The sequence below is a fragment of the Arthrobacter sp. AG367 genome (assembly GCF_007828995.1).
Lineage (GTDB): Bacteria > Actinomycetota > Actinomycetes > Actinomycetales > Micrococcaceae > Arthrobacter.
The window spans coordinates 40,258-62,398 of the sequence record NZ_VIVE01000009.1 but is presented as its reverse complement, the minus strand read 5'-3'; the positions used below and the strand labels follow the sequence as shown (position 1 = coordinate 62,398).

The 22,141-nt window shown below is 66.0% G+C and carries 21 protein-coding genes; 19 read left to right on the top strand and 2 right to left on the bottom strand.

All coding sequences use genetic code 11. The features are described from left to right. The first annotated feature begins 11 nt into the window (after nucleotides 1-11). From FB478_RS18460 to FB478_RS18395, 14 genes are all read left to right on the top strand, one after another. Nucleotides 12-728, top strand: coding sequence for a hypothetical protein (locus FB478_RS18460; protein WP_026265816.1), 717 nt, complete (start codon nucleotides 12-14; stop codon nucleotides 726-728). Between the two features lie 225 nt (nucleotides 729-953). After that, the gene (gene sucC, locus FB478_RS18455) at nucleotides 954-2,123 is read left to right on the top strand and encodes an ADP-forming succinate--CoA ligase subunit beta (protein ID WP_018769571.1); all 1,170 of its coding nucleotides are present in this window, start codon (nucleotides 954-956) and stop codon (nucleotides 2,121-2,123) included. An 11-nt stretch (nucleotides 2,124-2,134) separates the two neighbouring features. Further along, nucleotides 2,135-3,037 (top strand): succinate--CoA ligase subunit alpha, encoded by a 903-nt coding sequence (gene sucD / locus FB478_RS18450; protein WP_018769572.1) that lies wholly within the window; start codon nucleotides 2,135-2,137, stop codon nucleotides 3,035-3,037. Between the two features lie 191 nt (nucleotides 3,038-3,228). Then, nucleotides 3,229-3,960, top strand: coding sequence for a FadR/GntR family transcriptional regulator (locus FB478_RS18445; protein WP_018769573.1), 732 nt, complete (start codon nucleotides 3,229-3,231; stop codon nucleotides 3,958-3,960). Between the two features lie 219 nt (nucleotides 3,961-4,179). Continuing rightward, complete coding sequence (locus FB478_RS18440; protein ID WP_026265817.1) at nucleotides 4,180-5,529, top strand: MFS transporter; 1,350 nt, start codon at nucleotides 4,180-4,182, stop codon at nucleotides 5,527-5,529. A 9-nt stretch (nucleotides 5,530-5,538) separates the two neighbouring features. Continuing rightward, on the top strand, nucleotides 5,539-6,315 hold the full coding sequence (locus tag FB478_RS18435; protein ID WP_144601278.1) for an SDR family NAD(P)-dependent oxidoreductase: 777 nt from the start codon (nucleotides 5,539-5,541) through the stop codon (nucleotides 6,313-6,315). A gap of 115 nt (nucleotides 6,316-6,430) precedes the next feature. Next, entirely contained in the window at nucleotides 6,431-7,120 is a 690-nt protein-coding gene (locus tag FB478_RS18430) for a GntR family transcriptional regulator (RefSeq protein WP_018769576.1), read from the top strand. Between the two features lie 132 nt (nucleotides 7,121-7,252). Further along, complete coding sequence (locus FB478_RS18425) at nucleotides 7,253-8,251, top strand: sugar phosphate isomerase/epimerase (RefSeq protein WP_018769577.1); 999 nt, start codon at nucleotides 7,253-7,255, stop codon at nucleotides 8,249-8,251. A 46-nt stretch (nucleotides 8,252-8,297) separates the two neighbouring features. Beyond that, complete coding sequence (dhaL, locus tag FB478_RS18420) at nucleotides 8,298-10,019, top strand: dihydroxyacetone kinase subunit DhaL (RefSeq protein WP_134165629.1); 1,722 nt, start codon at nucleotides 8,298-8,300, stop codon at nucleotides 10,017-10,019. 10 nt (nucleotides 10,020-10,029) lie between these two features. Then, nucleotides 10,030-10,524: a ribose-5-phosphate isomerase gene (locus tag FB478_RS18415; RefSeq protein ID WP_018769579.1), complete on the top strand. Its 495-nt coding sequence runs from the start codon at nucleotides 10,030-10,032 to the stop codon at nucleotides 10,522-10,524. Beyond that, entirely contained in the window at nucleotides 10,521-11,474 is a 954-nt protein-coding gene (locus FB478_RS18410) for a 3-hydroxyacyl-CoA dehydrogenase family protein (RefSeq protein WP_144601277.1), read from the top strand. Before FB478_RS18415 ends, FB478_RS18410 begins: the two co-directional genes overlap by 4 nt. Before the next feature lie 17 nt (nucleotides 11,475-11,491). Further along, a complete protein-coding gene (locus FB478_RS18405) occupies nucleotides 11,492-12,259 on the top strand; it encodes an SDR family NAD(P)-dependent oxidoreductase (protein ID WP_018769581.1) in 768 nt (255 codons plus the stop codon). 101 nt (nucleotides 12,260-12,360) lie between these two features. Further along, nucleotides 12,361-13,707, top strand: coding sequence for an MFS transporter (locus FB478_RS18400; RefSeq protein WP_018769582.1), 1,347 nt, complete (start codon nucleotides 12,361-12,363; stop codon nucleotides 13,705-13,707). A 29-nt stretch (nucleotides 13,708-13,736) separates the two neighbouring features. After that, on the top strand, nucleotides 13,737-14,555 hold the full coding sequence (locus FB478_RS18395) for a triose-phosphate isomerase family protein (RefSeq protein WP_134165628.1): 819 nt from the start codon (nucleotides 13,737-13,739) through the stop codon (nucleotides 14,553-14,555). Here FB478_RS18395 and FB478_RS18390 read toward each other — a convergent pair. Both FB478_RS18390 and FB478_RS18385 read right to left on the bottom strand, forming a co-directional pair. Then, nucleotides 14,513-14,995, bottom strand: coding sequence for an SRPBCC family protein (locus FB478_RS18390; protein WP_018769584.1), 483 nt, complete (start codon nucleotides 14,993-14,995; stop codon nucleotides 14,513-14,515). The genes FB478_RS18395 and FB478_RS18390 overlap by 43 nt on opposite strands. After that, nucleotides 14,995-15,354: a helix-turn-helix transcriptional regulator gene (locus tag FB478_RS18385; protein ID WP_056389079.1), complete on the bottom strand. Its 360-nt coding sequence runs from the start codon at nucleotides 15,352-15,354 to the stop codon at nucleotides 14,995-14,997. Before FB478_RS18385 ends, FB478_RS18390 begins: the two co-directional genes overlap by 1 nt. Before the next feature lie 380 nt (nucleotides 15,355-15,734). Between FB478_RS18385 and iolC the strand changes: the two genes are divergently transcribed. From iolC to FB478_RS18360, 5 genes are read left to right on the top strand one after another with little or no spacing between them, the layout of a single operon-like run. After that, a complete protein-coding gene (gene iolC, locus FB478_RS18380; protein WP_144601276.1) occupies nucleotides 15,735-16,739 on the top strand; it encodes a 5-dehydro-2-deoxygluconokinase in 1,005 nt (334 codons plus the stop codon). Further along, complete coding sequence (locus tag FB478_RS18375) at nucleotides 16,736-17,671, top strand: deoxyribose-phosphate aldolase (protein ID WP_144601275.1); 936 nt, start codon at nucleotides 16,736-16,738, stop codon at nucleotides 17,669-17,671. Before iolC ends, FB478_RS18375 begins: the two co-directional genes overlap by 4 nt. 31 nt (nucleotides 17,672-17,702) lie before the next feature. Beyond that, entirely contained in the window at nucleotides 17,703-19,631 is a 1,929-nt protein-coding gene (gene iolD, locus FB478_RS18370; protein ID WP_144601312.1) for a 3D-(3,5/4)-trihydroxycyclohexane-1,2-dione acylhydrolase (decyclizing), read from the top strand. 36 nt (nucleotides 19,632-19,667) lie between these two features. Continuing rightward, nucleotides 19,668-21,194: a CoA-acylating methylmalonate-semialdehyde dehydrogenase gene (locus tag FB478_RS18365; RefSeq protein WP_144601274.1), complete on the top strand. Its 1,527-nt coding sequence runs from the start codon at nucleotides 19,668-19,670 to the stop codon at nucleotides 21,192-21,194. Nucleotides 21,195-21,216: 22 nt separating this feature from the next. Continuing rightward, complete coding sequence (locus FB478_RS18360; protein ID WP_144601273.1) at nucleotides 21,217-22,128, top strand: sugar phosphate isomerase/epimerase; 912 nt, start codon at nucleotides 21,217-21,219, stop codon at nucleotides 22,126-22,128. Nucleotides 22,129-22,141: the final 13 nt, after the last annotated feature.

Genomic DNA, 22,141 nt, shown 5'->3' with positions numbered 1-22,141 from the left:
GGCCGGGCATAATGGAGCCCATGCGACGGAATGTCTGGGGGATGCTCGCCGCCCTTCTCCTCCTCATTGCTGTCACCGCCACGGGATGCAGCGTGACCACCAAGGACCCCTCCTACGTTCCACCGGCCCCGCTGCCGCCCATGGAACAACTGGAAAAGGCGCCCTTGGCCGACGCCAAGACATACTCCAGCGGTGGCGACGTCCTCTCCTTCATCACCGCGGACCGCACCATCGCCTGTTCATTGACGTCCGCGCGCGGGGACCACGTGAACCTGCCGTACCAGCAGAACCGCTACGGCGACGCTGCCAACAACAAGCTGCCCATTGTCCCGGTGGCCCACTGCGAGCTGGCCACCTATCAGCCTCCCCAACCCGGGGACGTTAGGGATGACTGCGCCGGAACCCACCTGGGCTACCTGGGCGGCGTGGCCCTGCTGGCCCCGGACAGTGCACGCTACGGCGAATGCCGCTCCGGCGTCACGTCGATGGAAGCGGCCTACGGACCCAAGGGGACCAAGGCCGGCCCGCTGGCCCAGCTGCCTGTGCTTGCGGACGGTCAGAACCTCGAACGGAACGGGCTGCGCTGTTCCGCCTACAACGGCGGCGTGGCGTGCGGAAACGTCTCCGCCGGCGTCGGATTCTTCATCTCCCCCGAACGTTACGAACTGGTCCCGGGCCCCGCCAAAAGCAGTGCATCCCCGCAGGCAGAGGGCCCAAAAACCCCGTAAATCCGCGGTTTTTCTACGCTCCATAGAATAGTGTGCTTACTCACATAAGAGGTAGTCTGGGACGGCCCGGTCCCTCCAAAGGACTAGAGTTCCCCATGGAGCATTACGCCGCGTGGCTCGTTTCCAGACAGGCCGCCGGTGCGTGCAATCCGCAGCCCGGTCATCGTCTTTTCGGATGGTGTCCGACTGTACAGAAACTACTTCGACGTAGAAGGACACTAAACCGTGGACCTGTTTGAATACCAGGCGCGCGATATGTTCGAGGCGCACGGTGTACCCGTGCTTGCCGGCATCGTGGCGTACACCCCAGAAGAAGCAAAGGCAGCCGCCGAGAAGATCGGCGGCGTAACCGTTGTCAAGGCACAGGTCAAGGTAGGCGGCCGCGGCAAGGCCGGCGGCGTCAAGGTGGCAAAGTCCGCCGACGAAGCGTTTGAGCACGCCACCAACATCCTGGGCATGGACATCAAGGGCCACACCGTTAACAAGGTGATGATTGCCCAGGGTGCGGACATCGCCGAGGAATACTACTTCTCCGTCCTGCTGGACCGGGCCAACCGCAACTACCTGGCCATGTGCTCGGTTGAGGGCGGCATGGAAATCGAACAGCTCGCCGTCGAACGCCCCGAAGCGCTGGCCAAGATTGCCATCGACCCCGCCGTGGGCATCGACCAGGCCAAGGCGGACGAGATCGTCGCAGCTGCAGGCTTCGCCGAGGAACTCCGCGGCCAGGTGGCAGGCGTCATCCTGAAGCTCTGGGACGTCTTCAAGAAGGAAGACGCCACCCTGGTGGAGGTCAACCCGCTGGTCAAGACCGGCAACGGTGACATCCTGGCCCTCGATGGCAAGGTTTCCCTCGACGAGAACGCCGACTTCCGCCACCCGAAGCACGCGCAGCTCGAGGACAAGGACGCAGCGGACCCGCTTGAGGCCAAGGCAAAGGCGCAGGACCTCAACTACGTCAAGCTCGACGGCGAAGTAGGCATCATCGGCAACGGCGCCGGCCTGGTCATGTCCACCCTCGACGTCGTGGCCTACGCCGGCGAGAACCACGGCAACGTCAAGCCCGCCAACTTCCTGGACATCGGCGGCGGAGCCTCCGCAGAGGTCATGGCCGCAGGCCTGGACGTCATCCTGGGTGACGAGCAGGTCAAGTCCGTTTTCGTCAACGTCTTCGGTGGCATCACCGCGTGCGACGCCGTCGCCAAGGGCATCGTTGGCGCGCTGGCCGAGCTGGGCCACTCCGCCAACAAGCCGCTGGTAGTCCGCCTTGACGGCAACAACGTCGAGGAAGGCCGCCGCATCCTCACCGAGGCCAACCACCCGCTGGTAACCCTGGCCGCCACCATGGACGAGGGCGCCGACAAGGCCGCCGAGCTCGCCAACGCAGCTAAGTAAAGGGACGCACCATGTCTATCTATCTGAACAAGGACTCCAAGGTCATCGTCCAGGGCATCACCGGCGGCGAAGGCACCAAGCACACCGCGCTGATGCTCAAGGCGGGCACCAACATCGTCGGCGGCGTCAACGCCCGCAAGGCCGGCACCACGGTCCTGCACGGCGACAAGGAAATCAACGTCTACGGCACCGTCAAGGAAGCCATGGCGGAAACCGGCGCCGACGTCTCCATCGTCTTCGTGCCGCCGGCATTCACCAAGAACGCCGTTGTGGAAGCCATCGAGGCCGGCATCGGCCTGGTCGTGGTCATCACCGAAGGCGTCCCCGTCCAGGACTCCGCCGAATTCTGGGCCCTGGCCCAGTCCAAGGTGGATGCCGACGGCAACCAGGTCACCCGCATCATCGGCCCGAACTGCCCCGGCATCATCACCCCCGGCGAAGCGCTGGTTGGCATCACCCCGGCCAACATCACCGGCAAGGGCCCCATCGGCCTGGTTTCCAAGTCGGGTACCCTGACCTACCAGATGATGTACGAACTGCGCGACCTGGGCTTCTCCACCGCCATCGGCATCGGCGGCGACCCCATCATCGGCACCACGCACATCGACGCCCTGGCCGCGTTCGAGGCTGACCCCGAGACCAAGGCCATCGTGATGATCGGCGAAATCGGCGGCGACGCCGAAGAGCGTGCAGCCGACTTCATCAAGGCCAACGTCACCAAGCCGGTCGTCGGCTATGTGGCCGGCTTCACCGCGCCCGAAGGCAAGACCATGGGCCACGCAGGTGCCATCGTCTCCGGTTCCGCCGGTACCGCCCAGGCCAAGAAGGAAGCCCTCGAGGCTGCCGGTGTCAAGGTCGGCAAGACGCCGTCCGAGACAGCCAAGCTGCTCCGTGAGGTCTACGCAGCCCTCTAGCAGTCCTGCACAACGCGGGGCCACCCGGCCCGGTTCCCCTTTGGGGGCCGGCAGGGCGGCCCCGCGTTTGCTGTTTAACCCACCTGACTGTTTGACGCACGACGACGGCGGGCAGCGCGCGCCCGAGTGCGTCGAGTAATGTTGAGGAAGGAAAATCAGGGCGCCTTGCGCGCGCAGGCAGGGGATGACGGATGGCAGAGAAGCGACCGACCCTGGTCGACGCCGTCGTCGACAAAGTCCTTGAGCACATCCTCAGCGGAGAGATCAAGGCCGACGACGCCCTGCCGCCTGAAGCGGATATCGCCAAGGAGTCCGGTGTCAGCAGGCTGACGGCCCGCGAGGCCATGAAGGTATTGAAAGCGCAGGACGTGGTGTACGTCCGGCGCGGCCTGGGCACCTTCGTCAACCCGCCCGAGCGCTGGACCGGACTGGACGCCATCATGCGCGCAGCCTCCAGGGGAGTGGCCTCGGACCAGGTGGCACTCCGTTTGCTCGAGGTCCGCCGCATGGTGGAGACCGGCGCGGCCGAACTCGCTGCCTCCCGGCACCGGCCGGCTGACCTCGCCGCGCTGCAGGACAGCGTGGAGCAGATGGAAGCGGCCCACCATGCCGGCGACGTGGACGCGCTGACCGTGGCAGACATCGCCTTCCACGACACCGTTCTGCGCGCGTCCGGCAACCCGTTCGTGCCGGCCCTGCTGGGCCAGCTGTCCACCCTGCTGTACGCCATGCGGCGCGAAACCTCGGCGTTCCCCGACGTGCAGCGGCACGCCATCCACCACCACAAGATGGTCCTGGCCGCCATCGCCGCCGGAGACCCGGCCACCGCCCGCTCCACCATGGATGCACATATCACCCAGACTTTCGAGGATTACGAGCACTACCTTGCCGTGTCCAGCCGTAGCGGAGCCGCGGCCCGCTAGCCGCCTGTCCGGGCCCGTCCCATCGGGGTATTCCCTGTCAGCGGCATCCCCACCAGGGCGCGTCCGCAGCCGTGTTGACGCTCCCGTCCCCTGTGATTAGAATCTCATACAGACATCAGACATCTGATATCACCCCCAAAAAATGCCGCCAGCCAAAGGAGTCGTCATGCGCGCGCATTCCCTTTTCGAGGGTCCCCACACCACCCTGGGAGGCCTGCGATGACCTCCCGTGCTGCTGCCCCCGCTCTCAGCGAGTTGGGCGAGACCACCCTCCGCAAGGTTCGTCGGAGGCTCATGCCCCTGATCGTCCTCCTGTACTTCATTGCCTACCTGGACCGGAACAACGTTGGTTTCGCCAAGCTCGGCATGCAGGGGGACATCGGACTGACCGAGGCCGCCTACGGCCTGGGCGCCGGCATCTTCTTCCTCGGCTACGCACTGCTTGAGATCCCGTCGAACGGCGGCATGTACCGCTATGGCGCCCGCAAGTGGATCGCCCGCATCCTCATCAGCTGGGGCATCTTTGCCACCGCCATGTTCCTGGTGAACGGTGAAGCGACGTTCTACATCATCCGCTTCCTCCTCGGAGCCGCCGAGGCAGGCTTCTTCCCGGCCATCCTCTTCTACCTGACCCTGTGGTTCCCCGCGGCGCAGCGCGTGACGGTGCTGGGCATCTTCATCCTGGCCCAGCCCATCTCCAACGCCCTCGGCGCCCCGGTGTCCGGCATGCTCCTGAACCTGGAGGGCGTGGCAGGCCTGCACGGCTGGCAGTGGCTCTACATCCTGGAAGGCATTCCCGCCATCCTGTTGGGCATCATCACCCCCTTCGTCATGACGGACCGGCCCGAACACGCCAAGTGGCTCAAGCCGGAAGAGCGTGAGTGGCTCTCCAACACCATGAGCGCCGAACTGGCCCACAAGCAGAAGTCCGGCAACCACAACTTCCTTGCCGGATTGAAGGACCCCCGCACCATCGCATACTCGGCCCTGTACTTCGGCCTGGTATGCGGCATCTACGGCCTGGGCCTCTGGCTGCCCACCATCGTCAAGGCGCTGGGCAAGTTCGACTCGACCCAGGTGGGCTTCATCGTCTTTATCCCGTACGCCATCGCTGCCGTCTTCGTCTACTTCTGGAGCAAGCGCTCGGACCGCACCGGCAACCGGGTATGGCATGCCAGCATGAGCATGGTGCTCGCCGCCGTCGGCCTCTTGGGCGCAGGCTACCTGCTGCCGGTCAATGCCGTGCTCGCCATGGTGTTCCTGACCCTCGCGGCCATGGGCATCTACTCCGCCATCGCGCCGTTCCTTGCCATGCCCTCCGCAGCCCTCACCGGTGCTGCAGCCGCCGCCGGCCTCGCCATGGTCAACTCCCTTGGCAACCTGGGCGGCTTCGTGGCGCCCTACATCGTGGGCATCCTCAAGGACGCCACCGGAAACAGCCAGAGCGGGCTGGTCTTCCTGGCCGCCTGCCTCGCCGTGACCGCCGCCGCCACCTACCTTTACGCACGCAAGCGGCCGGAGGGTGTCTCCGCCCCCGGGGTCACAGTTCCTGCCGCCGAAACCCACTAGGACGCATCAATGACTACACAGCACACCTTCCCCGCAGACCGCACCGCTGTCCTCACCGGGGCAGCATCTGCCCGCGGCATTGGCCGGGCAACCGCTGACCGGCTGGCCAGCGAGGGCTGGTCCATCGCCATCCTGGACATCAATGCCGAAGACGCGAAGGCTGCGGCTGCCGAAATCGGCTCCAGCCGTGCCGTCAAGGCCATCGGCGTGGGCGCCGACGTCTCCGACGAGGCATCGGTTGACCGCGCCATCACGGAAATTGAGGAGGCGCTTCCGCCCATCGTCGGACTGGTCAACCTGGCCGGAATCAGCTCACCCACCCCCTTCATGGAGACCACGGTGGCGGAATGGGACAAGGTCTTCGCCATCAACATGCGCGGCACCTTCCTTGTTTCCCAGCGGGTCCTCAGGGGCATGATCGAGCGCGAACTCGGGAGGATCGTCAGCATCTCCTCCATCTCGGCCCAGCGTGGCGGCGGCACCTACTCCAAGGTGGCCTACAGCGCCTCGAAAGCCGGCATCCTCGGTTTCACCCGTGCGCTGGCCCGTGAAGTGGGTGAACACAACATCACCGTGAACGCCATCGCCCCCGGTCCGATCGACACTGACATCATGGGCGGAACGTTGACGGACGAGCGCAAGGCCCAGATGTCCGAGGGCATCATGATGGGTCGGGTGGGAACCCGGGAGGAAGTGGCGGCGCTGATCGCATTCCTGCTCAGCGAGGACGCCGGCTACATTACTGCCGCCACCTACGACATCAACGGCGGCCTGCAGGTTTCCTGACCACCGGTTTCCGCTGGTGCAGTGCTGCCTGCCGGCCGTACGGCACCAGCGGGACGTGTCCGGGGACACCCCATCCCACGCGCTCCCGCACATTTTCCGGCTATAGGATTTCTACATGGCAACCAAGAACCAGGCCTCCGGCGGCGTGAGCAGGCAGGTCCTCGCCGACCACGTTTACGAAGCGCTTCTTGTTGCCCTGATGGACGGCCGGCTGGAGGCGGGAACCCCGGTCAGCATCGACGGGATGGCCAGGGAGCTGGACGTTTCCCCGACGCCGGTGCGCGAAGCGCTCGCCCGGCTGGAAGCGACCGGGATGGTGCGGAGGATGGCCCTGCGCGGCTACCGTGTGGCACCGCTGTTCTCCCCGGAAGAACTGGCCGACCTGATGGACGCCCGCCTGGTGATCGAACCGGCCAATGCCTTCATGGCCTGCAAGCATGCTGACCCGGAACTGACCGGGCAGCTGGAGCAGGCCATCGAGGACCTCAAGGCAGCCCCGCGCGGTCCATCCTTCACGGAGTTCCGCGCCTACTGGGAAGCCGATGAACGGTTCCACCGGCTCATCGCCGAGTCCGCTGACAACCAGTTCCTGCTGTCCGCATATAACGCCCTGGGCGGGCAGGTGCAGCGCTTCCGCTTCTTTGGCGGCCTGGGCGTGACCGATGCCGACTACGCCATTGCCGAGCACACCGAGATCCTCAAAGCCTTCGAGACCGGCGACGCCGATCTTGCCCGGCAGAAAATGATCGACCACATCGAAGGCGTCAAGCAGCGCTCGCAGCACGACAGCGAAGTGCGCAGCTAGCACGCACGCCCATGGGCCCAATATGGCCCGACTTTTTCACCAACCTCCGCCCGGGAGGAACAGAGAGGCCCTTGACAGGGCCTCGAATAGCGTAGATCCTATAGGAAATGCGATTCTAAATTTGGAGTGACAATGCCGTACACCGCTGAAAACTGGCCCATCGCTGCTGCCCTGCTGCAGTTCCCGGGAACAAGGCCGGACGGGACCACCGCCCAGGAGGCCCCCGCCAGCGACTGGCAGCAGGTCTTTGAAGAAGTCGCAGACGCCGGCTTCAGCAACGCCGACCTCACCGACAGCTGGGTGCGCCCGGGCGATCTCTCAAGCGCCCGTCTGGACGAACTGAAGGCCGCGGCCAGTGCCGCCGGCCTCGGGCTTCCCTCCATCTCCGCCATCCGCCGCAGCGTGATTGAGGAAGGCAAGTGGGAGGAAAACCTGGCCTACACCCACCGGACCATCGACGCCGCTGCGCAGCTCGGTTGCGAGGTCGTCTCCATCGGCCTGCACCAGGCCATCACCCCGGAGCAGCAGAAACAGCTCTGGTTCTGGACCGTTGAAGGCCACAAGGACCCGGTAGCGGACAAGGAAACCTGGAACAACGCCGTTACCCGCATCCGGGAGGTCGGCAAGCACGCCGCTGAACTCGGCCTCCTGGTGTCCCTGGAGATGTACGAGGACACGTACCTCGGCACTGCTGACTCCTCCGTGCAGCTCGTCCAGGACGTCGACCTGCCCAACGTTGGACTGAACCCCGACCTGGGCAACCTGATCCGCCTGCACCGCCCCATCGAAGACTGGCGCGAACTGGTGCACAAGACGCTGCCCTACTCCAACTACTGGCACGTCAAGAACTACATCCGCGACGAGGACCAGGCCCGGAACCACTACGTCGCCATGCCGGCGCCCATGGAATCCGGCCTCATCAGCTACCGCGAGGCCTTCCAGTTCGCCATCTCGGTGGGCTTCCAGGGCATCATCTGCACCGAGCACTACGGCGGCGACGGCCTGAGCGTCACCGCCGCCAACCAGGACTACCTGCGCCGCCAGGTCCTGCCCAAGCGCGACGGCTACACCCTGGGCACCAGCATGGTAGCGCAGGGCCGGCAGGCCCCGGCGGCTGTCCCCGCACGCTAAGCCACGGCAGGCTTCCCAACCGATCCAACCGGTTCAACGAGGAATCATGACAAAGATATTTGACGATCCAGCGCAGTTCGCAGACGACGCCCTCGACGGTTTCGTGGCCGCCAACCGCAAGTATGTGGCGCGAGTCGACGGCGGCGTTGTCCGTTCCACCGAAACACCAGAGGGCCAGGTGGCAGTGGTCATTGGCGGCGGTTCCGGCCATTACCCCGCCTTCGCCGGCCTGGTGGGGGCAGGGCTCGCCGCCGGAAGCGCCTGCGGCAACATGTTCGCTTCCCCCTCCGCCGGGCAGGTGTACCGCGTGGCCAAGGCATCCCAGACCGGCGGCGGCGTCCTCCTGAGCTACGGCAACTACGCCGGCGATGTGCTCCACTTCGGCCAGGCCCAGGAGAAGCTGAACGCTGAGGGCATCGAAACCCGCACCGTCCTGGTGACTGACGACATAGCCAGCGCGCCCCTCGAGGAGATCGGCAAGCGCCGCGGCATCGCCGGCGACCTGACGGTCTTCAAGGTTGCCGGCGCGGCGGCAGAGGCCGGGCTGGACCTGGATGAGGTGGAGCGGCTTGCCATCAAGGCCAACCACCACACCCGTTCGCTGGGCGTGGCGTTCGCCGGCTGCACCCTCCCCGGAGCATCCGAGCCCCTCTTCACCGTGCCGGAAGGCATGATGTCCGTGGGACTGGGCATTCACGGCGAACCGGGGATTTCAGACCTGCCCCTGCCCAGTGCCAGTGAACTGGCCAAGCTGCTGGTGGACGGGCTTTTGAAGGACAAGCCGGAAACCGCAGGCCACCGGGTAGTGCCCATCCTCAACGGACTGGGAACAGTCAAGTACGACGAACTCTTCCTGTTGTTCGGCAAGATCGAGGCCCTGCTCACCGCTGCCGGACTCGAGATCGTTGAGCCGGAGTGCGGTGAACTGGTGACCAGCCTGGACATGTCCGGCCTGTCATTGACGCTGTTCTGGCTGGATGCGGAACTGGAGAAGTTCTGGGCCGCGCCGGCTGACACCCCCGCCTTCCGCAAGGGCAACCTGGCCCCGCGCCGGGCCCGGGCCGTCGAGTCCCTGGCCGAGGCGGCCACGACGCCGGGGCTGGCCGCCACGCCGGCGTCCACCGCGCTGGCTGCCACGGCGGTGGGAGTGTTGAAGGAAGCCCGGTCCGTCGTCGTCGAACACGAGGAGGCACTCGGGAAGCTGGATGCCATCGCCGGGGACGGCGACCACGGCATCGGAATGCGCCGCGGAGTGGATGCTGCCGTTGCCGCCGCGGAGAAGTCCCATGCCGGCGGTGCCGGCCTGGAGGAAGTGCTCGCGGCGGCGGGGGAGCAGTGGGCCGAGCGTGCCGGCGGTACCTCCGGGGCCCTTTGGGGCGCGGCGGTCACCGCCGTCGGCAGGACCCTGGGCAGCAAGGACGCCTACACCGCGGCCGACGCAGCGGCGGCCGTCAATGCCCTCCGCGACGCCATTGTCACCTTGGGCAAGGCCGAGGCGGGAGACAAGACCATGGTGGACGCGCTCCTTCCGTTCGCCGAGACCTTCACCAAAGCAATTGACGACGGCGGCAGCCTGGCCGGCAGCCTTCGTGCGGCAGCGGAGGCCGCCGCCGAGGCCGCTGACGCGACTGCCGGACTCAGCCCCAGGAAAGGCCGGGCGCGCCCGTTGGCCGAGAAGAGCCTGGGCCACCCGGATCCCGGCGCCGTTTCGTTCGGCCTCATTGCCCGCAGGGTGGCCGAGTACGCCGCCACCATCGAAAGCCACTAAGGAGAATCGCATGACCGAACACACCCAGCAAGGCTGGCGCATCGTCGTCGGCAATGACGAAGCCGGCGTCGAATACAAGAACGCGCTGCGCGAGATGCTGGAGGCAGACCCCCGGGTCGCCTCGGTGGAGGACGTGGGCGTGGGCGCCGACGACGCTACTGCCTATCCGCACCTTGCCGTCGCCGCAGCCCGCAAGGTCGCAGCCGGAGAGGCGGACCGTGCCCTGCTGATCTGCGGAACCGGCCTCGGCGTGGCCATCTCGGCCAACAAGGTTCCCGGCATCCGGGCCGTCACCGCACACGACAGCTACTCAGTGGAGCGTTCCGTGCTGTCCAACAACGCCCAGGTGCTGACCATGGGCCAGCGCGTCATCGGCCTGGAACTGGCCAAGAAACTGGTGGGCGAGTGGCTTGACCACCGCTTCGATGAAAACTCCGCATCCGCGGCCAAAGTAGACGCAATCTCCTCCTACGAGGACGCGTCGGAAGGACTTGAAGACAAATGAGCAACCGCAACATCGCCGTCGTCGGCTCAGGCTATATGGGCGGCGGGATCGCCCAGGTCCTGGCACTCGCAGGAGCCCGCGTGGCACTCGCCGACGTCTCCGCTGAAATCGCGCAAAACAACTACGAGCGGCTCCTGAAGGAGTCCGACGAGTTCGTCGCCGCCGGCCTGTTCCCGGACAACGCCACCGACCTGCTCAAGGAAAACCTCTGGGCAGCCAAGGACATCGAAGAAGCCGTGGCCGGCGCCGAGTACATCGAGGAGGCAGTGCCGGAAATCCTGGAGATCAAGCACGCCACCCTGGGCAGGATCAGCGCCGCCGCCCGCCCCGAGGCCATCATTGGTTCCAACACCTCCACCATTTCCATCGCCAAGCTGGCCGAGGTGGTGGACAACCCGGAGCGCTTCCTGGGCGTCCACTTCTCCAACCCGGCACCATTCATTCCCGGCGTGGAAGTCATCCCGCACGAGGGCACCTCCGAGGCCACCATCCAGGCGGCCCGCACCCTCGTGGGGGAGACCGGCAAGGAAACAGCCACCGTCAAGGACGTGACCGGCTTCGTGCTCAACCGGCTCCAGTACGCCCTGTTCCACGAGGCAGCCCAAGTGGTGGAGGAAGGCATCGCCACCGCGGAGGACGTGGACACCCTGGTGCGCACCACCTTCGGCTTCCGGCTGCCGTTCTTCGGGCCGTTTGCGATCGCCGACATGGCGGGCCTGGACGTATATGCGTTCTGCTACAAGTCCCTCCAGACCGGGTTCCCGGAGCGGTTCGCCACCCCCAAGATCCTGCAGGAAAAGGTCGACGCCGGCCAGCTGGGCACCAAGACCGGTTCCGGCTTCCTTGACGTCCCCGCAGACCGGACCGCAGCCCTGGTTGCCTACCGGAACAAGGCGTACGTCGCCATGCAGAAGCTCATCGAAGAGCTGGGCCCTGCCCCGCTTTCCTGATCCGAAGGAACACCTCCATGACAGCATTTCCCACAGACCGCACGGTGATCGTTACCGGCGCTGTCTCCGAACGCGGCATCGGCCGGGCCACCGCAGACTACCTGGCAGAGCGCGGCTGGAACATCGGCGTGATCGACATCGATGACGCCGCCACCAAGGCCGTGGCCAAGGAGCTGGCCGAAAAGTACGGAATCAAGGCCCACGGAGCAGGCGCAGACGTCAGCAACGAAGCGTCGGTCCGGGCGGCCATCGACGAGATCGAGGCCGAACTTCCGCAGCTGGTGGCCCTGGCCAACATCGCGGGCGTCAGCTCCCCGGTGCCGTACCTGGAACTGGACGCCGCCGAATGGGACCGGGTACTCAGCATCAACTTGAACGGCGTCCACTACGCCACCCGCCGTGCCGCCGAATCGATGGTCAAGAACCAGCTGGGCCGGATTGTGAACATTTCCTCCGTCTCCGCCCAGCGCGGTGGCGGAACCTTCAGCAAGACCCCGTACTCCGTGGCCAAGGCCGGCGTCATCGGCCTGACCCGCGCCACCGCCCGTGAACTGGGGGAGTACGACATCACTGTCAACGCCATCTCGCCCGGGCCGATCGACACCGACATCATGGGCGGCACCCTGAGCGAGGAACGCAAGGACGAGCTGGTCAAGGACCTGGTGGTGAACCGCGTGGGCAACACGCGCGACATCGCTGCCGCCATCCATTTCCTGATTGGCGAGGACGCCGGGTATATCTCCGGCCAGACGCTGAACGTCGACGGCGGACTGTACATGCACTGACGGGCTCCGTTTCCCTTCGCATCACGAAGACCGGAGCCACCACCAACATGCGGGCCGCCGGCCCGCGGAAACCATCACGTCACCACTCGAAGGAGAGTGTTGTGTCCGAAACCACCGCAACATCCAAGGAACTTCTGGCCCGTCCGGTCCTGAAGTCCGCGATCTTCAAGGCGGCCCGCCGGCTCATGCCGATGCTGGTCATCCTGTACGTCGTTTCGTTCCTGGACCGCACCAACGTCGGCTTTGCCGAGGCGGCCCTCGGGGCGGACAAAGGAGTGTCCGCCGCAGCCTTCGCCCTGGGCGCCGGCATCTTCTTCATTGGCTACGCGATCTTCGAGATCCCCAGCAACCTGCTGCTCAAGAAGGTCGGCGCCAAGATCTGGCTGGCGCGCATCGCCATCACCTGGGGCATCGTTTCGGCGTGCTTCGCCTTCGTCCAGGGCGAGACCTCGTTCGTGATCCTGCGTTTCCTCCTCGGCGTGACCGAGGCCGGCCTATTCCCCGGCGTGATCATGTACCTGGCCGAATGGTTCCCCAACAAGGTGCGCGTCCAGATGTTCGCCATCTTCTACCTGGCCCAGCCGTTCTCCCAGATGATCGGCAACCCCCTCTCCGGCTGGCTGATCAACATCGGCGACCAGGTGCCGGGCCTGCGCGGCTGGCAGGTCATGTTCTTCGTCGAGGGCCTGCTCGCAGTCCTGGCCGGCATCGCCGCCTTCTTCTTCCTGATCAACGGTCCTGAAAAGGCCAAGTTCCTCAGCCGGGAGGAGAAGTACGCGCTCAAGGAAGTCATGGCACTGGAAGACAACATCAAGGACCAGACCGGCCCCCGCGGCATCCTCGCCGCCATGCGCAACGGCCGGGTCTGGTACTTCACCGCCATCTACTTCTGCCTGCAGATCGCCGTCTACGGCGTGACGTTCTTCCTGCCGCAGCAGGTGTCGTCCCTGACCGGGCAGAAAGTGGGCCTCGCCGTCGGCCTGCTGATCGCGGTCCCGTGGTTCTTCGGCATCTTCTCCTGCTACTTCATCGGCCGGGCGGCTAACACCGTTGCCAAGCGGCGGAAGTTCGGCACCATCCTGTTTCTCTCCACCGGCCTGTGCATCTTCGGCTCGGCCTGGGCGGGAACCAACCACCAGCCGGTCCTGGGGATGATCTTCATAACCCTGGCAGTCTGCAGCTTCCTCGCCGTCGGTCCGGTGGTCTGGTCCTACCCAACCGCGTTCCTCGCCGGATCCGCAGCAGCTGCCGGCATCGGCCTGATCAACTCGCTGGGCAACCTGGGCGGCTTTGTGGCCCCGATCCTGCGGACCGCCGTCAACGAGGCCACGCACTCGCCCACCGGATCCATGGGTGTGTACGCCTTGGGCGTCCTGCCCTTCGTGGCCGCCGCAATGATGTACGCCACCAAGCGGTTCAAGAACAAGGCCGACGACCTGCTCGACTGAGCCCGTCACAACACATCGCAAGGAACTTCATGCGCACCTCCGGCAGCAGCACAGGCAACGGCACCGTCCACATCGGCGTCAGCACCAAAATGTACCTGGGTTACCAGGCAAGCCTGCGCTGGCTGTCGGAGGTGCGCTCCGTTGTGGACGAAAGGCCCGGGCTGGGTGCGCATTCCGCCAAGGACGCGCCGGTCCGGGTCTTCGTCATCCCTTCCTTCCCCGTCCTGGAGCCGGCCACACGGATCCTGGCCGGCTCACCCGTCCTGCTCGGCGCCCAGAACTGCGCCTGGGGGGACGGGCCCCTCACCGGGGAAGTCAGCCCCGGCATGCTGGCCGAACTGGGCGTCCAGCTCGTCGAGATCGGCCACGCGGAACGCCGCAGCCTGTTCGCCGAGGACGACGCCGTGGTGGCACGCAAGGTGCGTGCCGCCGTCGACAGTTCCCTTACCCCGCTGCTTTGCATCGGTGAGCCGGACAGGCTCGACGCCGGTGCTGCCGCCGACTTTTGCGTGCGGCAGGTCCACGCCGCTACTGGCGGCGACGCCAGCCTCCTAAGCTGCCTGGTCCTGGCCTATGAACCTGTATGGGCTATCGGTGCTCCTGCACCCGCCCCGCCGCAGCACATCAACTCCGTGTTGACCCTGCTCCGGGCCGCACTGGGCCCGGACTGCCCCCTGATCTATGGCGGCAGCGCCGGGCCAGGGCTGCTGCCGCAGCTTCCCGCAGCGGACGGACTCTTCCTGGGCCGTTTTGCGCACGACGCCGCCAACCTTGGCCGCGTGCTGGACGAAGCCCTCGCCCTGGCTCAGACCCGCGCCCCGGCCAGCAATTCCTCCAGCCGCTCGTAGCCCTCGCTCAGGCCGCCCTCCATCCCGGACTGGGCCATGCCGTCGCGCGCCTCCTGGCTTGGGTAGACGGAGTGGCCCCGCAACCGGGTCCTTCCGTTGCCCAGGTCCTCAAACGTCATGAAGTCCAGGCTGACCACATCCGGGTATCCGCCGAACTCAAAGGTCTGGATGGCGAATTCGTTGTCCCGGACGGTGTGGAAGATGCCCTTGAACTCGTAGGCCACACCGTCCGGTCCTGTGTGCAGGTAGCGGTAGCTGCCGCCGGTGCGGAAATCGTAGTGGTCGATCTCCATTTTCAAGCCCCGCGGGCCCAGCCACTGGACAATCAGGTCCGGTTCTTTGTGGGCGCGGAACACGTCCGCCACCGGGAAATCAAACTCGCGCTCGTAATCGATGAAGGGGACGCCCTCAGGAACGCTGAGTTTCAGGGAATTGCTCATCATGACTCCTTGGAGGATTTTTCGCCGCTGTCCGCAGCGTTTGACCTAAGAACGGCGTCGAGGCTGCGGAACTGGCCTTCGCGGACCAACCGGTACCGGTCAATCCAGGCGGTCAGCTCCTCAAGCCGCGCCGGGTTCAGGTGGACGGGCCTGCGCTGTGCATCCCTGCTTCGGGTCACCAGCGCGGCCTGCTCGAGTACCTGGATGTGTTTCGAGACCGCCTGCTTGGAGATCTCGAACGGTTCTGCCAATTCGTTCACTGTTGCCGGGCCCCGGCTGAGCCGGGCGATGATGCTCCTCCGCACGGGATCTGCCAGGGCCATGAAGGCCGAGTCCAATGCCGCACTTTCAGGGTTCATTGCTGCCCGTTTCTAATCAACCTCCAGGTTTATCAACCTTTAGGTTGCTTAAGCATAAGAGTCCCAGGGTGACGATTCAAGACCCGCGTCTTCAGGGATTCCGGCTACGTGGAAAACAGTGCCCGGTGGCTGGTCCTTCGGCTTCGGCTGCGCGCAGTACGCACGGGAGAGTTGGCCGTCGCTAAAAAGTAGTTCCGGCACCCGCAATATTGGGACGGGGCGCCGGGCAACTTTAGTTGTAAGTATGTCAGTACAAACTTTTGACAGGACATTGGATCTAAGGCAAAGTAGTGCCTGTGGCCCGCGCCACGGCCTGCCAGTCCCGGAACTCCTGCCCCTAGAAGGATCCGCGTTCCACACCAGAAAGGTCCACGATTCCCGTGACCCACGAGCTTCTTACGATCGGGCGCATCAGCGTTGATATCTACCCGAACGACATCGGGGTTGGCCTGGAGGACGTTAATTCCTTCGGCAAATACCTTGGCGGTTCACCGTCCAACGTCGCGGTTGCCGCCGCCCGCCACGGACGCCGCACCGGGGTCATTACCCGGACCGGGGATGATCCGTTCGGCGCCTACCTGCACCGCGAGCTGCGCAAGTTCAACGTCGATGACGCCTTTGTTACCCCGGTGAAGGACTGGCCCACGGCGGTGACCTTCTGCGCGATCAAGCCGGCCACGGACGAGTTCCCGCTATACTTCTACGGCCGGTTCCCCACGGCGCCGGACCTGCAGATCAAGGCTGAAGAACTGGACCTGGACGCCATCCGGAATGCCGGCATCTTCTGGTCCACGGTGACCGGCCTGTGCCAGGAGCCCTCGCGATCAGCGCACATTGCCGCGCATGAGGCGCGGCCGCGGACCGGGCTGGCTGAGGGCCAGTTCACCATCCTGGACCTGGATTACCGGCCGATGTTCTGGGCTTCCGAGGAGGAGGCCCGGGCCGAGGTTGCCAAGGTCCTGCCGCACGTCACGGTCGCGATCGGCAACGACAAGGAATGTGCCGTGGCAGTCGGCGAGGGGACTCCCGATGAGCAGGCGGACCGCCTGCTCGCTGCCGGCGTGGAAATCGCCGTCGTCAAGCTCGGCCCCGAAGGCGTGATGGCCAAGACCCGCACCGAACGCGTGGTCTCCGCGCCCGTCCCGGTGGAAACCCTCAACGGCTTGGGTGCCGGCGACTCCTTTGGCGGCGCCTTCTGCCACGGACTCCTCTCCGGCTGGCCGCTGGCACAGGTCCTGGACTACGCCAACGCCGCCGGCGCCATCGTCGCCTCACGCCTTTCCTGCGCCGATGCCATGCCGACGCCGGATGAGGTCACCTCGCTGCTGGTGGAACGCGGCCGCGCGGTTCCGGGCGCCTCGATTCCCGAAGGAGCAGCACTGTGACCCTCACCTCTCTTGCTTCCAACAACGCTGTGGACGACGATCCGCGCCGCTATGAGCACCTGAGCACTATACGGCTGGAAGACCCTGGTGCCGTGGCCCGGGCGGCCAAGTCCCGCCGGCGCCACCCCGGCCTGAAGTCGGGGCGGCAGAACTTCATCGTCGCCGCCGACCACCCCGCCCGCGGCGCCCTTGCCGTCGGCAGCGACCCCGTGGCCATGGCTGACCGGCGTCAGCTGCTGGACCGGCTGCAGATCGCCCTGGCCAACCCCGCCGTCGACGGTGTCCTGGCGTCCCCGGACATCATGGACGACCTGCTGCTGCTGGGCGCCCTGGACGGCAAGCTGGTCTTCGGTTCCATGAACCGCGGCGGCCTCTCCGGGCTGGTCAACGAGTTCGATGACCGCTTCACCGGCCACACCGCCCCCGCTCTGGAGGCCCTGGGTGCTGACGGCGGCAAGATGCTCACCCGCATCTGCCTGGGCGACCCCGACACCGTGGCCACCCTGGAAGCGACCGCCAAGGCCATCGATTCGCTGGCGGAGCGCAAGCTGATTGCCATGGTGGAACCGTTCCTGTCGGTCCGGGAAAACGGCCGCGTCCGCAACGATCTGTCCACCAACGCCGTGATCAAGTCCATCGCCATCGCAGAGGGGCTGGGCTCCACCAGTGCCTACACCTGGATGAAGCTTCCCGTCGTGGCTGAGATGGAACGCGTCATGGCGGCCACCACCATGCCCACCGTCCTGCTGGGTGGAGACCCGGATGCGTCCCAGGACGAGGTCTTTGCGTCCTGGCAGGCGGCACTGGCGCTCCCGGGCGTCCAGGGCCTCACTGTTGGCCGGACGCTCCTGTACCCGGCCGACGGCGATGTTGCCGGTGCCGTGGCCACGGCCGCCTCACTGCTGAACCACACCACGGAAGTATCGGAGTAGCCTCCCCATGGACACAACAGGAACGCGCAGGATGACGGTGGCCCAGGCCGTCGTCGAATACCTGTCCAAGCAATACACCGTCGACAAGGTGGGCGGTGTGGACTACCGGGAGCGGCTCATCCCCGGCACGTTCGGTATTTTCGGGCACGGTAACGTTGCCGGTGTGGGGCAGGCCCTGAAGCAGTACCAGCAGCTGGACCCGGCCATCATGCCGTACTACCAGGGCCGGAACGAGCAGGCCCAGGCGCACCAGGCCGTGGGGTATGCCCGGCATACCCGCCGCCGCCAGACCTTCGCCATCAGCACCTCGATCGGCCCGGGGTCCTCCAACCTGCTGACCGGTGCCGCTTTGGCCACGACGAACCGGCTGCCGGTGCTGCTGCTGCCCAGCGACACCTTTGCCACCCGCGCCGCGGACCCGGTGCTGCAGCAGCTCGAACAGCCCTACGCCTACGACATCACCGTTAATGACGCCTTCCGGCCACTGTCCAAGTTCTTTGACCGGGTCACCCGCCCGGAACAGCTGTTCTCCGCGTTCCACCACGGCCTGCGTGTCCTGACGGATCCGGCGGAGACCGGCGCCGTGACCATCTCCCTGCCTCAGGATGTCCAGGCCGAGGCGTTCGATGTCCCCGAGGAGTTCCTGGCCGAGCGGGAGTGGCGGATCCGCCGCCCCGACGCGGACGACGACGACATCGCCCGTGCCGCGGCGGCGATCCGTGCCGCGAAGCGCCCGCTGATCATCGCCGGCGGCGGCGTCCTCTACGCCTACGCCAACGACGAGCTCGCAAAGCTCGCCCAGCTGACTGGCATCCCGGTAGGCAACACGCAGGCCGGCGTCGGCGTCCTGCCGTGGGACCACCAGTTCAGCCTGGGTGCCATCGGCTCCACCGGTACGACGGCGGCCAACGCCATCGCTGCCGACGCCGACCTGATCATCGGCATCGGCACCCGCTACGAGGACTTCACCACCGCGTCACGCACAGCGTTCCAGAACCCCGAGGTGCGCTTCATCAACATCAACGTTGCCCCGATCGACGCGTACAAGCACGGCACCACGCTGCCGATCGTCGCCGACGCCCGCAAGGCACTGGTCAAGCTCAACGCAGCACTGGGCGGCTACCGGGTAGGCGCCGACCTGGAGCAGAAGGTCGCCGCCGAGAAAAAGCGCTGGAACGCCACTGTGGACGAGGCCTTTGACACCCGCTACACCCCGCTGCCGGCACAGAACGAAATCATCGGCGCCGCCAACCGGGCCATGGACGCTGCGGATGTGGTGATTTGCGCGGCCGGGTCCCTGCCCGGGGACCTGCACAAGATGTGGCGTGTCCGGGACCCGTTCGGCTACCACGTCGAATATGCCTACTCCTGCATGGGCTACGAAATCCCCGGCGGCCTCGGGGTCAAGCGCGCAGCCCTGGCCGAAGCCGCGCGCGGCGGCGAGCAGCGGGACGTCGTGGTGATGGTGGGGGATGGCTCCTACCTGATGATGCACACCGAACTGGTCACCGCCGTCGCCGAACGCATCAAACTGATCGTGGTCCTGATCCAGAACCATGGATACGCCTCCATCGGCTCCCTGTCCGAATCCCTGGGCTCGCAGCGCTTCGGCACCCGCTACCGGGCCCTGGACGAAGAACAGCACAGCTTCGACGAAGGGGACACCCTGCCGGTGGACCTGGCCCTGAACGCCGAGTCCCTGGGCGTGAAGGTCATCCGGATCGAACCCGGGGAGAAGGTGATCGCCGAACTGGAGCAGGCCATCCGCGATGCCAAAGCGGCGCCCGAACGCGGCGGACCGATCCTGATCCACGTCGAATCCGACCCGCTGCTGGACGCACCGTCCTCCGAGTCCTGGTGGGACGTCCCCGTCTCCCAGGTCTCCGAACTGGATTCCACCAAGCAGGCCTTCCATACCTACGTCGACCGCAAGTCCCGCCAGCGCAAACTGCTCGGCTAACCCTCCTCCAGACACCCCCCTCAAGGAAGAGTCCCCATGACTGCCACCACCCAGACCACCGATACCCAGACCACCGTGATCAACCACTTCATCAACGGCGCCGAAACCGCCGGCGCTGGCGACCGCACCACCCTTGTGTACAACCCGGCCACTGGGGCCGTGACCGGCGAGCTGCGCCTGGCCAACCGCGCCGACCTTGGCGCCGCCGTCGCCGCCGCCCGGAAGGCTGCCGACAGCTGGGGTGACATCTCCCTGGCCAAGCGCACCGCCGTTTTGTTCAAGTTCCGCGAACTCGTCGCCGCCCACGTGGACGACCTCGCTGAACTAATCACGGCCGAGCACGGCAAGGTCCTCTCCGACGCCAAGGGCGAAATCGGCCGCGGCCTGGAAGTCATCGAGTACGCCTGCGGCATCCCCACCCTGCTCAAGGGCGACTACTCGGACCAGGTCTCCACCGGTATCGACGTGTTCAACTTCCGCGAGCCCCTCGGCGTGGTCGCCGGCATCACCCCGTTCAACTTCCCGGTCATGGTGCCGCTGTGGATGGCCCCGATGGCGATCGCCACCGGCAACGCCTTCATCCTCAAGCCCTCCGAGCGCGACCCCTCCGCGTCCCTGCTGCTGGCCAGGCTCTGGAAGGAAGCCGGCCTGCCCGACGGCGTGTTCCAGGTCCTGCACGGCGACAAGGAAACCGTCGACGGGCTCCTGACCCACCCGGACGTGGACGGCATCTCCTTCGTCGGCTCCACCCCAATCGCCCAGTACGTCCACGAAACCGCCACCAAACACGGCAAGCGCGTCCAGGCCCTGGGCGGGGCGAAGAACCACGCCATCATCCTGCCCGACGCCGACCTGGACAACGCCGCCGACCACCTCGCCGCCGCCGCCTTCGGCTCCGCCGGCGAACGCTGCATGGCGATCTCCGTCGCCGTCGCCGTTGGAGACGCCGCCGACGCCCTGGTCGCCAAAGTCCAAGAACGCGCCCTGGCCGTGAAGGTCAACAACGGCACCGCCCCCGACGCCGAAATGGGCCCGGTCATCACCCCGGCCTCCAAGGAACGCATCGTACGGATCGTCACCGAAGCCGAAACCGCCGGCGCCGCCATGGTGGTGGACGGCCGCGAGCTGGTGGTCCCGGGCCACGAAGACGGCTTCTGGGTGGGGCCTACCGTGATCGACCACGTCAAGACCGAAATGACGGCTTACACGGAAGAGATCTTCGGGCCGGTCCTCGTGGTGGTCCGCGTTGACACCCTCGAAGACGGCATCAAGCTGATCAACGCCAACCCCTACGGCAACGGCACCGCCATCTTCACCTCCTCCGGCGCCGCCGCCCGCAAGTTCCAGCGCTCCGTCACCGTCGGCATGATCGGCATCAACGTGCCCCTCCCGGTCCCCGTGGCCTACCACTCCTTCGGCGGCTGGAAAGCATCCCTCTTCGGCGACAAACACATCTACGGCCCCGAAGGCGTCTCCTTCTACACCCGCGGCAAAGTCGTCACCTCCCGCTGGCCCGAAACCCACCACGCCTCCGAAGCCTCCTACAACTTCCCGTCCAACTAACACCCAGAGAGACAACGCTGTCATGACTGAGAACAAGCTGATCATCGGCACGGCGCCGGACTCCTGGGGCGTCTGGTTCGCGGACGATCCGAAGCAGACCCCGTGGGAACGCTTCCTCGACGAAGTGGCCGAGTCCGGTTACAAGTGGATCGAACTTGGCCCGTACGGCTACCTTCCCACCGACCCGGCCCGCCTGGCGGAGGAACTCAAGCAGCGCGACCTGAAAGTCACCGCCGGCACCGTGTTCACCGCCTTCCACCGCGGCGTGGACCAGTGGGAGACCGCCTGGGAGCCAGCCCGCAAAGTGGCCGAACTCACCGCGGCAATGGGCGGCGGGCACATCGTGGTCATTCCGGCCATGTGGCGCGACGACGTCACCGGCGAGGCCGTGGAGAGCGGCACCTTGAGCGACAAGGCCTGGAGCGACCTGTTCGCAGGCCACAACCGCCTGGGCAAGACCCTGCTGGAGGACTTCGGCCTGAAGCAGCAGTTCCACTCCCACGCTGACTCCCACGTTGGCGCGCAGGAGGACATCGAAACGCTGCTGGGAGCTACCGATCCGCAGTACCTGAACCTCTGCCTGGACACCGGCCACGCGGAATACTGCGGCGCCTCCAGCCTGGAGCTCATCAAGAACTACCCTGACCGCATCGGCTACCTGCATTTGAAGCAGATCAATCCGGACATCCTCAGGCGAGTCAACGAGGACAACATGACCTGGGCCGCGGCCAACCTCGCCGGCGTCATGACCGAACCGCCGAGCGGGCTGCCCGACCTCCGCGCCGTCATCGAGGCCGTGGAAGCCCTGAACCGCCCCATCTTCGGGATCGTGGAACAGGACATGTACCCGGTGGCCTTCGACGTCCCGATGCCGATCGCCAAGCGCACCCGCAACTACCTGCTGACCTGCGGCTCCCGCACCGCCGTCAACTGACCTCTTCCTGCTA

Coding starts and splice junctions, on each gene's coding strand:
- FB478_RS18415 (WP_018769579.1), top strand. CDS start 10,030: ATGACCGAACACACCCAGCAAGGCTGGCGCATCGTCGTCGGCAATGAC.
- FB478_RS18410 (WP_144601277.1), top strand. CDS start 10,521: ATGAGCAACCGCAACATCGCCGTCGTCGGCTCAGGCTATATGGGCGGC.
- FB478_RS18435 (WP_144601278.1), top strand. CDS start 5,539: ATGACTACACAGCACACCTTCCCCGCAGACCGCACCGCTGTCCTCACC.
- sucD (WP_018769572.1), top strand. CDS start 2,135: ATGTCTATCTATCTGAACAAGGACTCCAAGGTCATCGTCCAGGGCATC.
- iolD (WP_144601312.1), top strand. CDS start 17,703: ATGACGGTGGCCCAGGCCGTCGTCGAATACCTGTCCAAGCAATACACC.
- FB478_RS18360 (WP_144601273.1), top strand. CDS start 21,217: ATGACTGAGAACAAGCTGATCATCGGCACGGCGCCGGACTCCTGGGGC.
- FB478_RS18440 (WP_026265817.1), top strand. CDS start 4,180: ATGACCTCCCGTGCTGCTGCCCCCGCTCTCAGCGAGTTGGGCGAGACC.
- FB478_RS18460 (WP_026265816.1), top strand. CDS start 12: ATGGAGCCCATGCGACGGAATGTCTGGGGGATGCTCGCCGCCCTTCTC.
- FB478_RS18395 (WP_134165628.1), top strand. CDS start 13,737: ATGCGCACCTCCGGCAGCAGCACAGGCAACGGCACCGTCCACATCGGC.
- FB478_RS18405 (WP_018769581.1), top strand. CDS start 11,492: ATGACAGCATTTCCCACAGACCGCACGGTGATCGTTACCGGCGCTGTC.
- FB478_RS18445 (WP_018769573.1), top strand. CDS start 3,229: ATGGCAGAGAAGCGACCGACCCTGGTCGACGCCGTCGTCGACAAAGTC.
- FB478_RS18425 (WP_018769577.1), top strand. CDS start 7,253: ATGCCGTACACCGCTGAAAACTGGCCCATCGCTGCTGCCCTGCTGCAG.
- FB478_RS18390 (WP_018769584.1), bottom strand. CDS start 14,995: ATGAGCAATTCCCTGAAACTCAGCGTTCCTGAGGGCGTCCCCTTCATC.
- dhaL (WP_134165629.1), top strand. CDS start 8,298: ATGACAAAGATATTTGACGATCCAGCGCAGTTCGCAGACGACGCCCTC.
- FB478_RS18430 (WP_018769576.1), top strand. CDS start 6,431: ATGGCAACCAAGAACCAGGCCTCCGGCGGCGTGAGCAGGCAGGTCCTC.
- FB478_RS18365 (WP_144601274.1), top strand. CDS start 19,668: ATGACTGCCACCACCCAGACCACCGATACCCAGACCACCGTGATCAAC.
- FB478_RS18385 (WP_056389079.1), bottom strand. CDS start 15,354: ATGAACCCTGAAAGTGCGGCATTGGACTCGGCCTTCATGGCCCTGGCA.